The following is a 12885-nucleotide window of genomic DNA, read 5'->3' on the forward strand; positions in this document are numbered from 1 at the left end:
TTTTTCTCTGTGTCAACACCTCACCCCCGCCCCCCCCCGCGCCCAAACCCCCCCCCCCCCCCCCCGGCGGGGGGGGGGGGGCGGGGGCCCCCCCCCCCCCCCCCCACCTCACGAAAGATCGAGGCTAACCTGACAGAGCCGCCGATAAACCAACGCCCGCAACGACACTGGGCGTCACCGTCGCTCCAGGCGCGGCCACCATGGGACCTGCACCCGCCGGGCCGCGACAAGCCCCGCATCCGCAAGGGCAGGCATCAAGCGAGACCGACGACGAACGCACGCTGCACTCCCACCTGCCCGTCATCGACGAGTATCCCGGCATGGGCAACGGCGCTTTCGCGACCCTCCGCCTGAGCGCCGACTCGCCCTCACCCGAGATCTGGTTCCACCACTTCAAAAGGGAACCGGCGGACATCGACTACTGCGGCTACCTCGATGCCCTGACCGTTACCAAGAGCGTGTCCGGCTGGCAGTACCTCTTCGCCGACGTCGATCTCTCAAGCCCGGAGTTCGGCCATGCCCGGCACAACATGGAGCACATGCTCGACGTCCTCCCGGAGCTGTTCCCCGAGCACGACTACGCTCCCTTTCAAGCCCGCCTGAACGAACGCCTCTGACCGTTACGAGGCCGTCCTCTACACCGCCGTCATCAACGCCCGCCCGACCCGCCCCGAGAACACAAACGCCCCCGGTCCGGAATCTGGAATGGGGGCGTTTCCACAGGTGGAGCCTAGGGGATTCGAACCCCTGACACCCGGCTTGCAAAGCCGGTGCTCTACCAACTGAGCTAAGGCCCCTCGGTTTACTGGGTCTGACCTGCGGTTACGCCGATTCGGCGCAACGAGCATCGATCGTACACCGTTAGCAGAGTACAGGCTTTCCCACGCGGGACGGTCACCAGAGGAGGCCTGCGAGCCAGGCGAGGGCCGGCAGGGCGGCGCAGCCGCAGACGACCGCTCCGACGTCGCGGAGGAGGCCCCGGCCTGGCCGGCTCGGCCGGTCTTCGAAGTCGTAGTAGAAGAGGAAGCGGGGCGGGTAGACGCGTCGCTTGGGCATGCCGGGTCCCGTCGTCGAGGGCGGCGGGGGACATCTCTGCGACGTGGCGGTGCGGCGCGGCGTTCACTCCGTGTCAAGATCCGGCCGCGGGCCGGTCAGGAGGCGAGGACGAGGTCGGGGAGCGCGGCGACGCTGGGGAGGACGTGGGTGGCGCCGGCGGCGAGGAGGCGGTCGCGGTCGTGGGCGCCGGTGAGGACGCCCGCGACGATGGACGCGCCGGAGCGGCGGCCGGTCAGCATGTCGTTCGCGGTGTCGCCGCAGACGGCGATGTGCCGGACGTCGTCGGCGCCGAGGCGGAGCGCGGCGGTGAGGACGAGGTCGGGCCACGGACGGCCGCGGCCGGCGTCCTCGGGGCACAGGGTGAGGTCGACGCGGTCCCACCAGCCGAGCGCGTCCAGGACGCGGGCCTGGGTGCGGCGGCCGAAGCCGGTGAGCAGGCACACGCGTACCCCGGCGCCGCGGATGCGCTCGAGAGCGCGCTCGGCGCCGGGTACGGGTTGCAGGCCATGCCGGTCGACGAGCTGGTCATAGGACCGCTCGAAGGCCAGGTGCGCGGCCTGGGCGCGGGGCTCGTCGAACAGCGAGCGGAAGATCTCGATCTTCGAGCCGCCGCGTGACTCGCGGACGCGGGCCATGGCGCGGTCGTGCGCCGCCGTGCCGGAGACGATCCCCAGGGCGGCGATCGCCTCGGCGAAGGCGGTCTCGACGGCGCCGCCGTCCGCGACGGTGGTCCCGGCGAGATCGATGCAGGCGACGGTGATCGGCTCTGCGCCGCTCACGCCGGGGCCCGGTGTCGCCGGCGTCTCAGCTGTCGGACGACGTGGCCTCGGTCCACAGGTCCAGCTCGGCGCGGTCCTGCTGGAGGCGGCGCCAGACGGCGAAGCCGCCGAGGGCGACGACGGCGAGAATCAGCAGCTTCTTCACGGTGGGGACCCCTTCACCTCGACTATGAGTCCGAACCCGGGGAAAGATACGGATCAGTGTCTGCTCCCCCAGGCTCTCCGCAGCCTAGCAACCGATCCCGGGCGGTCCGCACCCACTCACCGGTATCGGACCGATCGTCCAATCCCGGGTGCCGCCGCTGTCACGCCCGCGCCCTCTCGCCGAACGGGGCGGGCGGCCGCATAATCCGGGGGACGACCCTCGGGAGTGCCGATGGCTGAGGACGACTTCCGGCGCTGGGAGCGCGAGCTCGACCCGGGCGCGCCGGAGAAGGAGGCGTCGGGGGGCCGGGGGCTGGTGCTGATGGCGGCGGCCACGGCGGTGGGGTGCGCGCTGCTCATCGTGGTGGGCGACGTGCGGCTCGGCGCGGTGGGGCTGGCGCTGTCGTCGATCATCCTGCTGCTGTGGCGGATCGGGTTCTGATCGGCCATCATCGCGGCCATGGAACTGCGCGGAGCGAACGTCCTGGTGACCGGGGCGACGGGCGGGATCGGGCGGGCGCTGGCGGAGGGGTTCGCCGGGCGCGGCGCGACGGTGGTGCTGTCGGGACGGCGGGCCGGCGTGCTGGAGCCGCTGGCCGAGCGGCTCGGCGGCCGGGCGGTGGTCGCCGACCTCGCCGACCGCGCCGACGTGGAGCGGCTGCTGGACGAGGCGGGCCCGGTGGACGTGCTGGTGGCGAACGCGGCGCTGCCCGCGTCGGGGCTGCTGGCGGACTACACGGTGGAGCAGGTCGACCGGGTCCTGGACGTGAACCTGCGCGCGCCGATCGTGATGGCGAAGCTCGCAGGCGCGCGGATGGCCGATCGTGGCCGCGGGCATCTGGTGTTCATCGCGTCGCTGTCCGGGAAGACGGCGTCCGGCCACGCGTCGCTCTACAACGCGACGAAGTTCGGTATGCGGGGATTCGCCCTGGCGTTGCGGGAGGACATGCGGCCGCACGGCGTCGGCGTGTCGACCGTCTTCCCGGGGTTCATCCGGGATGCCGGGATGTTCGCGGACGCGGGCGTCGCGCTGCCGCGGGGCGTCGGGACGCGGTCGCCGCAGGACGTCGCGAAGGCGACGGTGCGGGCCGTCGAGCGGAACGCCGCCGAGGTGGACGTGGCGCCGTTCGCGCTGCGGCTCGGCGCCCGGCTCGGCGGCGTCGCGCCGGCGCTGTCGGCGGCGGTGCAGCGGCGCGCGGGCGGCCAGAGGATCTCGGAGGGCCTGGCGGAGGGGCAGCGCGGCAAACGCTGACACCGCCCGGCACGCATGGGCGACAAACGCGGATCTTGAGGTGATAATCCGGGCAGTGCCGCTTGATCGGCGGGGCCGGCGCGCCGCTCCCCGGGCCGCTGTGGCCCGCGCGCGCCCACGCGAGGAGGTCCGTGCATGTGGACGGGTAGGACGTGCATCATCGGCGCGGCGGCGCTCACTGCGACGGCCCTGGCGACGGTTCCCGCGCGCGCGGACGCGGCCGACGCGACGGTGGTGCCGATCCAGGTGACGGGCGATCCGGCCAAGCGCTTCAACCTGGTGGTGATGGGCGACGGCTATACCGCGGCGGACATGCCGAAGTTCCGCGCCGACCTCGACAAGCACCTCAACGACCTGTGGACGATCGAGCCGTTCAAGTCGTATCGCAGCTACGTCAACGTGTACGCGGTCGAGATCCCGTCGGCGGAGTCGGGGGTGAGCTGCGACCCCGATCTGTCCGCGCCGCGCCGTACGACGCCGCTCAGCATGGCGTTCTGGAGCGGGTGCAGGCAGGACGGCCTGCAGCGCCTGCTCGTCATGGACTCCGCCGCCGCCAAGAAGTACGCGGACATGGTGCCCGGCACCAACGCGAGCAACCGGCAGATCCTCGCGATGGCCAACAGCGACACCTACGGGGGCGCGGGCGGTACGTACGCCACGTCGTCCGGCGGGAACGCCATGTCTGCCCTCATCGCGCCGCACGAACTCGGGCATTCGCTAGGCGGGCTGGACGACGAGTACGACTACTACCAGCGGGGTGTGCCGGGCGGTACGTACACCGGTCCGGAGCCCACGTCCCTCCATCACACGCTGCTCACCGTCGACGAGATGAAGGCGCAGAAGAAGAAGTGGTGGCGGTGGCTCGGTGAGCGCAGCGAAGCGGGGGGCGTCATAGGGCGCTATGAGGGCGGCCTCTACTTCAGTAAGGGCGTGTGGAGGCCGAGCCAGCACTCCATGATGAAGACGCTCGGCTACTACTACGACCAGGTCGCGCGTGAGCGGATGACGCAGCGCATCTCCGGGAAAGTCGACATCGTCCAGGCGCAGACCCCCACGGACGCCCCCGTGGGCGCGGACCGTGTCCTGTGGGTCGAGACCATGCATCCGACAGGGCACCAGCTGTCGGTCACGTGGACGGCCGACGGCAAGGTCGTAGGGAAGTCGCCGAACCTGGACCTCAAGAGCCTTCACCTTAAGAAGGGCACGCACACCGTCAAGGCGACCGTCACCGATCCGACCGGGTTCGTGCGGGACCCCGCTGTACGGGCGTCCTCGGCACTCACCCAGGTCCGCACCTGGACGGTCGATACGCAACTGAAGACGCCTGCCGACAACGTGCCCCTCGACTTCACCTCGTCCACGCCCACCGACCAGGCTGTGGGCGCCGAATCCGTCGTGTACGCGGAAACGACCCACCCTGCTAAGAGCGCCCCTACCGTCCGTTGGGAACTCGACGGACGGCGCGTGCAGGGCAGCGAACGCGACATCGCTCTAGGACGCTTGCACCTTCGCAGTGGCACGCACACGCTCGTCGCCAGGGTCGGCTCTAAGACGCGTACATGGACGATCGACGCGCAGCGTCCGACGGTGAAGTTCGAGCTGTCCGCGGCGGCACAGGCACGTCCCCGTCCCGGGCGCACGCCCGAGTACGTCTTCGACGGTCCCTTCACCATGAAGCTGACGGGCGCGGACGACCGGCCCGGCGTGGTCGTGTCCGAGTTCCGCGTGGACGGCGACGGCTGGTTCAACTACTTCGGCTGGCCGACCGACTCGTCCGCGCCGTGGCGGTTCTCCGAGGACGGCACCGTCATCGACTCGCTGACCTACGGCAAGCTCCCCAAGGGCCGGCACACCGTCGAGTACCGGGCGATCGACCCGGCGGGCAACGTCGCCCGGCCCGGAAAGTTCATCGTGACTCTTCGCTGACCGGCACGTCCACGGGCGGCACGTCCACGGCAGGCGGCTCGGCGGCCGCGGACGGGCCGCGGCGGACGGTCGCGAGCACCGAACCGCCGAGGATCAGCACGAACGAGGCGAGGATCGTCCCGGTGAGCGGCTCGCCGAGCAGCAGCACGCCCGCGACGACCGCCACCGCCGGGTTCACGTACGTGAACACCATCGCCCGCGACGTGCCCGCCTCCCGGATGAGCTCGAAGAACACCATGAACGCGAGCGCGGTGCAGACCAGGCCGAGGCCGCCGAGCGCGGCCAGCACGCGCCCGCGCGGCACCGCGTCCGGCCAGGTCAGCGCCGCCGGGACCGCGTACACCGCGGCCGCGATCGTCAGCGACCCCGCGGCCATGTGCAGGCTCGGCAGGTCCTGCAGCCGGCGCGTCGCGATCATCGGCGCGATCGAGTACCCGACCGCCACCAGCATGACCTCGCCGATCGCCCACGCGCTGCCGCCGCCGAGATGCGGCCCGGCCAGCACGCCGACGCCCGCGAGGCCGACCAGCAGCCCCGCCCAGCGGACCGGGCCGAGCCGCTCGGCGTCGCCGGTCAGCCGCGCCAGCAGCACCCCGATGATCGGCACCGCGGCGATCAGCAGCCCGGTCATCGAGCTGGTCAGCCGGTGCTCGGCGTCCGACAGCAGCGCCCACGGGCCGAGGATCTCCACCGCGGTGAACGCCAGCAGCGGCCGCCAGTGCCGGCGGACCGGCGCGAGGCCGCCCGACCGGGCGGCGAGCGGCACCAGCACGAGCGCGCCGAGCGCGGTCCGCGCGAACACCAGCACGGGCACCGACACGCCCCCGACCGCCACCTTGATCATCAGGTAGGGGATCCCCCACAGCACGCTCATCAGCGCGAACAGCAACCAGCCGCGGCGACTCACCACGTCCTCCGTTCCGGATCGGCCGCCCGGCGCTCGGCGCCGGGCACCGGTTCAGGATGCGGGGCGGTGGCGGGCGCGGTCTTGAACGCTGTTGCGGTACGCGCCGGGCGTCACGCCGAGGACGCGCCGGAACCAGCGGGTGAGGTGCGCCTGGTCGGCGAACCCGACGAGCGCCGCGGCCTCGGCCGGCTTAAGCCCCGCGTCAAGGAGCGTCCGCGCGCGCGCCACCCGATGCTGGGCGAGCCATGCGTACGGTGGCATCCCCATCGAATCGCGGAAGGCGCGCAGCAACTGGTAGCGCGACAGGCCGAGGTCAGCGGCGACCTCCGCAAGGGTAGGCGGCCCCACCAGCTCGTCCGACAGCCGCGCCGCGACGGCACGGGCGATCCCCGACGCGCCCCGCTGCGCGGAGCCGCCCGGCGGGACGCGGACGGCGTGACGCCGGACGATCGCGCCGAGCACCTCGAGCAGCCGGCTCTCGCCCTCCAGCGGGTCGTCGGCCGTCCGCAGCGACCGGTGCGCGAGGCGCAGCCGGCGGGCCAGCCCGGGATCGTCGACGATCGGCTCGCGGAAGTGCGGGAGCCCGCCGTCCCACCCCGACGCCGCCCCCACCAGCTCGGCCGTGGGGTAGAGGCACATGTAGGCGAAGCCGTCCTGGTCGGCGGGACCGCCCGTGTGCGCCTCGCCGGGCTCGATCACCACGATGCTGCCGGCCGCCGAGTACAGCCGCTCGCCGCGATACCGCATGGTCTCCAGGCCGTCGACGCACACGCCGACCGCATACTCGTCGTGCGCGTGCGGCGCGTAGTGGCGGCGGCCGATCCGCGCGTTGAGCAGGTCGAGCGAGGCGCCCTGGATGCCGTCGACGCGGGTCCACACCGCCCTGTCGGGACGCCGCCCGCCGCCTCGCCCGCCGCCCGCGCCGCCGGGGAAATCGGAGACGTCGGCACCGCGCGTGCCGCCGGTGCCGCCGCCGCCGCTCGTGCCGCCGCCGCCGCGCGTGCCGCCGGTGCCGCGCATGACGCCGCCGCTGGTGCCGCCGGTGCCGCGCGGGGCGCCGGGGGCGTCAGGCGGAGAAGACGTGCCGGAGCCGCCAGCGGTCCCGGTCACGGCCGAGCTCCGCGACGGCCACGCCCTCCGCGCCGACGACGCGGACCCGGTAGACCCGGCCGTCCTGGGGCGTCCCGTAGGTCTTCAGGACCTCCTCGACGGCGTAGCGCGACCCCCGCCACTCGTACGCGGTGAGCCGTCCCGCGGGGTCGTGCTCGGCGCGGACCGGCTCGTTCAGAAGGTGCCCCATGAGTCCGGGAGCCTAGCACGCGCTCGAACAAATGTTCGCAGGTGGTGGGCCGTTCGGGGAGTCGTGCGAAGCGCGAGGCGAGGCGCCGCCGGGCAGGCCGCGGCGGGCGCCCGTGCGGCGTCGCGGCGACCGGCCCCTGCTCCATCCCGCCATTAAGACGCAGCCCGCCCGGCCATGTCCAGACCACCCGAAATGACCGCGGCCCAGGCGGGTAGGACGGTCCCGGAGGGGAAACCATGATCAACGGTGCGCATGTCATCATCTACAGCCGCGACGCGGACGCCGACCGCGCGTTCCTCCGGGACGTGCTCGGCCTCCCGGACGTCGACGCCGGAGCCGGCTGGCTGATCTTCAAGCTGCCGCCGGCCGAGCTCGCCGCCCACCCGACCGAGGGCGCGCCCCGGCACGAGTTCTACCTGATGTGCGACGACATCCACGCCACCCTCGACGACCTCGCCGGGCGCGGCGTCCAGGTGGACGGGCCGGTGCAGGACCGGGGCTGGGGACTGCTCGCCGCGATCCGGCTGCCGAGCGGGGGCGAGCTGCCGATCTACCAGCCCCGCCATCCGCTGGCCAAGGACGCCTGAGGCCCGTCGTCCACAGGCTGGGGGCAACGTTCCGCACATCCTCCGACGTTGCTGAGCAGGCGTTCCGGGCGCCGGCTCCACAGCGGAATCCCCAGGCGACAGGGGCTTTCGAACATCCGATCGGTCTGTGCGGGCGTGGCGCCGTCCCGTCCACACCGGCATCCGGTCATGCACAGTGTCCACAGCCTGTGGATAACTCCCGTGCACACCCTGGGCATGACCGCCGAGCCGCACCGTCCACCATTCTTCCCCACCCGGTCCCCAATGTGCAGGACCGTTGTCCACGTCGTGGATAACCCGCTGACCAGCAACGAGACGGCCTCCGGTGCCCGCCCGCGCACAACGCGTTCACAGCCTGTGGGCAGCCGCCCTCCACAACCGCCCGCGACCGGTGGACGGCTCCGCCCACCAAGAATCCCCAACCGCGTCCCCAGCCGCCACCCGACCGGCCGCCTGTGGAAATCCGGAATCCCTTCGCAGGTCAGAGCGGTGCGACAAACCGGACCGATCCGTCGGGCAGCGGTTTCCTCGCGAGATCCCCGCCGCCGCCGGCGCGGGCAGACCGCGCGCATGGCCACCCTCAGCCTCCGTCGACCGGCCGACCCCGGCCGACCCCGGCCGACCCCGGCCGACCCCGGCCGACTCGGCGGATCCGGTCGGCCCGGCGGACCTGGCAGACCTGGCGGATCTGGCTGACCTCGCGCCGTGGTCCGGCAGGCGTGACCCCCGCGCCCGCCCGACCAGCGCACCTCATCGCCCCGATAGAGGTCGTCCACGACTTCCACCCCGCCGCGCGGCGCCTGTGGATAACACCGTCCCCAGCGCGGCCCCCGGCGTCGTACCCACCGCCGTCCACCGGTCGTCCCCACCCCGGCATCCTGGGGATATCCGCGTCTTCCCAGGCCACGAGCGCTTCCGGCCCCCAGGTGCCCAGCAATCCACATCCTGTGGATAACTCTGTTCACACCCCTGTGCGCCGGCTGTCCCCAGCCGGGACGACGGGCCCGGCGAAGCTCAGGTCACCAACCCGTTGCGGTAGGCGTAGACGACCGCCTGCACACGGTCCCGCAGGTCCAGCTTCGTGAGGATGCGCGACACGTAGGTCTTGACGGTCTCCTGGCTGATCACGAGCGTCGCGGCGATCTCGCTGTTGGACAGGCCGTTGGCGATCAGCCGCAGCACTTCCAGCTCGCGCGGGGCCAGCGCGGTGCCCTCCGCCGTCCCCGGCGCCGGCCGGATCCGCGCCGCGTACTTGCCGACGAGCTGCCGCGTCACCTCGGGCGCCAGCAGCGCCGCGCCGGACGCGACGGTGCGGATCCCGTGCAGCAGCTGCGCGGGCGGCGCGTCCTTGAGCAGGAATCCGCTGGCGCCCGCCCGCAGCGCCTCGTAGACGTACTCGTCGAGGTTGAACGTCGTCACCACCAGCACCTTCACGGGATGCTCCACCCCGGCGCCGGCGAGCAGGCGGGTCGCCTCGATGCCGTCGAGCACCGGCATCCGGACGTCCATCACCACCATGTCGGGGTCGAGCCGGCGGGCGAGGTCGACCGCGGCGCGGCCGTCGCCGCACTCGCCCACGACCTCCAGGTCCGGCTGGGCGTCGATGATCGTCGCGAACCCGGTGCGGATCAGCGCCTGGTCGTCGCAGACCAGGACCCGGACCGGCGCGGTCACGACGCGCTCCCCGACGGGATCCGCGCCCGCACCAGGAAGCCGCCGCCGGGCCGCGGGTCCGCGCTGAACTCCCCGCCCAGCGCCGCCACCCGCTCGCTCAGACCGGTCAGGCCCCGCCCTCCGCCGCCGACGGCCGCGGCCCGCGACCCCGAGCCGTCGTTGCCGACCTCCACCGTGATCTCCTTCTCGCCGTACCGCACCTGGACCTCGGCGCGGCTCCCGTGGGCGTACTTCAACACGTTCGTCAGGGCTTCCTGCACGACCCGGTAGGCGACGGACTCGGCGCTGCCCGCCGCCACCGCCGCCTCGCCGACCCGCGTGAACTCCACCGGCTGCCCGGCCCGCCGCGTCTGCTCCACCAGCGCGTCCAGGTCGCCGGCCGACGGCGCCCGGCCCGGGCCGGTCCCGTCCTCGCCGCCGGTGCCGTGGTCGGGGTTGAGCAGGTCGAGCAGGTGCCGCAGGTCGGTGATGGCGCGGCGGCCGGTGTCGGTGACCGTGCTCAGCGTCGCGTCCAGCCGGTCGGGGGCCGCCACGAGGTAGCGGGCCGCCTCCGCCTGCACCACCATCGCCGTCACGTGATGGGTCACCACGTCGTGGAGCTCGCGGGCGATGCGGGTGCGCTCGGCGGTCCGGGTGGCCTCGGCGACGCGGAGCCGGCGCTCGGCCTCGGCGGCCCGCGTCGACCGCAGCCACGCCCCGACCCCCCAGATCAGGGCGAGCGCGAGGTAGAACGTCACGTACTCGTCGGTCCGCTCGTTCGCGCCCACCCGGTTCAGCGCGACCGCGAACACCACGTACAGCGCCGTCCCGGCGGCCATGGTGATGCGCCGGTGGCGTTCCAGGTAGGCGCCCGCGCTCAGCAGCGCGAAGGGCAGCGCGGTGCCCGCGACCAGGTGGTATCCGCGCATCTGGTCGGCGGCGAACCCGAGCGACACCAGCACGAGGCACACCGCCGGCCACCGCCGCCGCACCGCCAGCGGGAGGCACTCCAGGAGGACGACCAGGACCGCGAGCGCGTCGAACGGGCGGGTCGCCATCTCGCCGATCCGCGTCCCCGCGCCGTGGAAGGCCGGCACGAACGACATGGCGACCAGCACCAGCGCCAGCGGGAGGTCCCGGACCGTGACGTCGCACCGCCGCCACGCGTCCGGGAACCGGCCGAGATCCACCGCCGGGAGCCGCCGAAGATCGATCACCGGGAGAGCGTAGCGGTCGCGGCCGCCTGGACGGCGGGGCTCTGCGAAGCCTCGGCGGTCCGCCGGCGGGCGGGCACGAGGTGGCCGCGGCGGCGGGCCAGCCACATGAACGCGACCGTCAGCGCCAGCCCGGCCCCGACCGCGTACAGGCTCGCCTCCGGGCCGAACTCGCCGCCGGTCGCCAGCGACGAACCGGACATCGTGGAGTCCAGCAGCCCCTTGTTCGCGCCGTTGCCCGACACCTCGGTGCCGAAGATGCCCGACTCGGCGAAGTTCCAGGCGAAGTGCAGCCCGATCGGCACCCACAGGGTCCGGGTCGCGGCGTACGCGGCGGCCAGCATGCCCCCGGCCTCCACCGCGATCGCGATCGCGCCCCACAGGGTGGCGTGCTCGTTGGTGAGGTGCGACAGCCCGAACAGCAGGCCGGTGAGCGCCAGCGCCGCCCACGTCCCGATGCGTCCCTCGACGATCCGGAACAGCACGCCGCGGAACAGCAGTTCCTCCGTCACCGCCGCAGCGGCCATGAAGCCGAGCAGGGCGAGCGCGCCGGGGACCGAGCCGAAGCCGTCGACCCGGTAGTCGCCGAGGAACGCGATGTTCGCGATCACGGCCGCGAACATCGCGAAACCGATCAGCATGCCGCGCCCGACCGCGGCGGCGGCGCCCTTCCGCGCGACCTCGGCCGGCGCGCGGTGTTCGGTGCGCCGCACCACCCAGGCGTACACGATCGGCGCCAGGATCGCCGTCGCCGCCCCGAACAGGAGGGTGAGGAGTGTGTTCCCGTCCACCGCGGCGACCGCCTGGCCTCCGACGAAGGCGACCGCCGCGACGGCCACCAGCTGCTTCACCAAACGCATTCCGACTCCTTTGCGAGATCCGCGGCCCGAGCACCGCGGCTGGAAGAACGCTATGGAAACGGCCGGTTCGGAAACGTCACCGCGCGGTGGACAATCCCGGGTAGCTCGCACGGGGGACAAGCCTTTCCGGGGCGTCCTTCCGAATGGCAGGGACGCCGCGTCCGTCCGAATGGCGGGACGCAGGGGCCTTCCGAATGGCGGGACGAGGTGGCCGTCCGAATGGCGGGACCCGGCGGCCGGCCGAATGGCGGGGGCGGGGCGGCCTTCCGAACGGCCGGACAGACCGACCGGCCGAAGGGCGGGACTTCAGCCCGCGACCTGCGCGGCGACGCGCTCGACGGCCCGGACGGCGACCGCGGGCTGCTCCAGGTAGATGTAGTGGCCGCTCTTCTCCGCGACCGTGAACCGGCTGCGGCCGGACAGCGCCAGCCACTTGCGCTCGCCGGCCGTCCACGCCTGCTCCAGGCGCGGGCCGGACCCGGGGACGGCCGCCAGGTACGGCTTCCCGTGCTTGATGACCTCGACCGGGATGTTCCCGGCCGAACGCACCTTCCCGTCCGGCATGGCGAGCCGCTCGGGGTTCTCACCCTTGAAGACCGCGAGGTTCTGCGCCCGCAGCTGGGCGGCCGGGCCCTTCGCGGACGCGGGGATCGCGCCGGTCAGGTCGGCGAGCATGGTCGGCGGCGTCGCGTCCATCAGGACCAGCCCCTTCACCCGGCCCTTGTGGTCGGGCGCGTACCGGGCGGCGATCAGCCCGCCCATCGAGTGCCCGGCCAGGACGACCGGCGCGTCCCCGGCGAGCTCGTCCAGGACCCCGGTGAGCACCTTCCCGGTGGTGGCGAAGCTCTGCGGGCCGTCCGGCTTGGCGCTGCCGCCCGCACCGAGCCGGTCATAGGAGCAGACCCGGTTCTTCTTGCTGAGGGTCTTCTGGAACGCGGCCATCTTGTCGAGCCCGTCGCCCCCGCCGTGCAGCAGGACGACGACGGGCCCGTCCTTCTCCCGCTTGCCCGAGCAGGAGACGTTCACCGTTTTCCCGTCGACCTCTATCTTCTTCGTCCCGGTGAACGTGCTGGCCTTGTGCGAGGAGAGGAACGGGAAGGAATCCGAGTCGTCCGTGCACCCGGTCAGTCCCGCACCGGCCACCGCGCAGCAGATCGCGGCAACGGCGAGCGTCCTGAACTTGCGAATCATCGTGTCCTCCAGCGAA

The 12885-nt window shown here is 72.9% G+C and carries 15 protein-coding genes and 1 tRNA gene; 5 read left to right on the forward strand and 11 right to left on the reverse strand.

The annotated features are described in order from the left end of the window. Positions 1-200: 200 nt before the first annotated feature. A complete protein-coding gene (locus AB0C78_RS24210; protein WP_360751571.1) occupies positions 201-617 on the forward strand; it encodes a hypothetical protein in 417 nt (138 codons plus the stop codon). A 107-nt stretch (positions 618-724) separates the two neighbouring features. On the opposite strand, the gene AB0C78_RS24215 is transcribed toward AB0C78_RS24210, so the two are convergent. The 4 genes from AB0C78_RS24215 to AB0C78_RS24230 form a co-directional block, all read right to left on the reverse strand. Next, positions 725-797: transfer RNA gene (locus tag AB0C78_RS24215), tRNA-Ala, on the reverse strand. A 97-nt stretch (positions 798-894) separates the two neighbouring features. After that, positions 895-1056, reverse strand: a complete 162-nt coding sequence (locus AB0C78_RS24220; RefSeq protein WP_360751574.1) for a hypothetical protein — start codon at positions 1054-1056, stop codon at positions 895-897. Between the two features lie 95 nt (positions 1057-1151). After that, complete coding sequence (locus AB0C78_RS24225) at positions 1152-1835, reverse strand: HAD-IA family hydrolase (protein WP_360751577.1); 684 nt, start codon at positions 1833-1835, stop codon at positions 1152-1154. A gap of 25 nt (positions 1836-1860) precedes the next feature. Next, the gene (locus tag AB0C78_RS24230) at positions 1861-1980 is read right to left on the reverse strand and encodes a DLW-39 family protein (protein WP_211238580.1); all 120 of its coding nucleotides are present in this window, start codon (positions 1978-1980) and stop codon (positions 1861-1863) included. Positions 1981-2211: 231 nt separating this feature from the next. Here AB0C78_RS24230 and AB0C78_RS24235 point away from each other — a divergent pair, with 231 nt between their 5' ends. The 3 genes from AB0C78_RS24235 (at position 2212) to AB0C78_RS24245 (ending at position 5157) form a co-directional block, all read left to right on the forward strand. Further along, complete coding sequence (locus AB0C78_RS24235; protein WP_151544798.1) at positions 2212-2421, forward strand: hypothetical protein; 210 nt, start codon at positions 2212-2214, stop codon at positions 2419-2421. 18 nt (positions 2422-2439) lie between these two features. Then, positions 2440-3231 carry an SDR family NAD(P)-dependent oxidoreductase gene (locus tag AB0C78_RS24240; RefSeq protein ID WP_360751581.1) on the forward strand — a complete coding sequence of 264 codons (792 nt, stop codon included), beginning with the start codon at positions 2440-2442 and terminating at the stop codon, positions 3229-3231. A gap of 135 nt (positions 3232-3366) precedes the next feature. Further along, complete coding sequence (locus AB0C78_RS24245; RefSeq protein WP_360751583.1) at positions 3367-5157, forward strand: M64 family metallopeptidase; 1791 nt, start codon at positions 3367-3369, stop codon at positions 5155-5157. Here AB0C78_RS24245 and AB0C78_RS24250 read toward each other — a convergent pair. Genes AB0C78_RS24250 through AB0C78_RS24260 form a run of 3 tightly spaced genes read right to left on the reverse strand, consistent with a single transcriptional unit; the run spans position 5138 to position 7364 of the window. Continuing rightward, complete coding sequence (locus tag AB0C78_RS24250) at positions 5138-6064, reverse strand: DMT family transporter (RefSeq protein WP_360751585.1); 927 nt, start codon at positions 6062-6064, stop codon at positions 5138-5140. The two genes, AB0C78_RS24245 and AB0C78_RS24250, sit on opposite strands and share 20 nt — an antisense overlap. 51 nt (positions 6065-6115) lie before the next feature. Then, on the reverse strand, positions 6116-7174 hold the full coding sequence (locus AB0C78_RS24255) for an AraC family transcriptional regulator (protein WP_360751588.1): 1059 nt from the start codon (positions 7172-7174) through the stop codon (positions 6116-6118). After that, positions 7131-7364: a hypothetical protein gene (locus AB0C78_RS24260; protein WP_151544802.1), complete on the reverse strand. Its 234-nt coding sequence runs from the start codon at positions 7362-7364 to the stop codon at positions 7131-7133. Before AB0C78_RS24260 ends, AB0C78_RS24255 begins: the two co-directional genes overlap by 44 nt. A gap of 236 nt (positions 7365-7600) precedes the next feature. On the opposite strand from AB0C78_RS24260, the gene AB0C78_RS24265 reads away from it, so the two are divergent. Beyond that, positions 7601-7951 (forward strand): VOC family protein, encoded by a 351-nt coding sequence (locus AB0C78_RS24265; protein ID WP_360751591.1) that lies wholly within the window; start codon positions 7601-7603, stop codon positions 7949-7951. A 1014-nt stretch (positions 7952-8965) separates the two neighbouring features. Here the strand turns inward: AB0C78_RS24265 and AB0C78_RS24270 are convergent. The 4 genes from AB0C78_RS24270 to AB0C78_RS24285 all read right to left on the reverse strand — a co-directional run bounded on the left by AB0C78_RS24270 (position 8966) and on the right by AB0C78_RS24285 (position 12869). Further along, positions 8966-9625: a response regulator transcription factor gene (locus AB0C78_RS24270; RefSeq protein ID WP_151544804.1), complete on the reverse strand. Its 660-nt coding sequence runs from the start codon at positions 9623-9625 to the stop codon at positions 8966-8968. Next, a complete protein-coding gene (locus AB0C78_RS24275) occupies positions 9622-10710 on the reverse strand; it encodes a histidine kinase (protein ID WP_360751770.1) in 1089 nt (362 codons plus the stop codon). The genes AB0C78_RS24270 and AB0C78_RS24275 overlap by 4 nt, the downstream gene beginning before the upstream one ends. 107 nt (positions 10711-10817) lie before the next feature. Continuing rightward, positions 10818-11678 carry a CPBP family intramembrane glutamic endopeptidase gene (locus AB0C78_RS24280; RefSeq protein ID WP_360751595.1) on the reverse strand — a complete coding sequence of 287 codons (861 nt, stop codon included), beginning with the start codon at positions 11676-11678 and terminating at the stop codon, positions 10818-10820. A gap of 306 nt (positions 11679-11984) precedes the next feature. Then, a complete protein-coding gene (locus tag AB0C78_RS24285) occupies positions 11985-12869 on the reverse strand; it encodes an alpha/beta hydrolase (protein ID WP_360751598.1) in 885 nt (294 codons plus the stop codon). Positions 12870-12885 lie beyond the last annotated feature (16 nt).

Origin of the sequence: Actinomadura sp. NPDC048394, assembly GCF_040651755.1 — a bacterium.
In the GTDB taxonomy this organism is placed as follows: domain Bacteria; phylum Actinomycetota; class Actinomycetes; order Streptosporangiales; family Streptosporangiaceae; genus Spirillospora; species Spirillospora montaniterrae.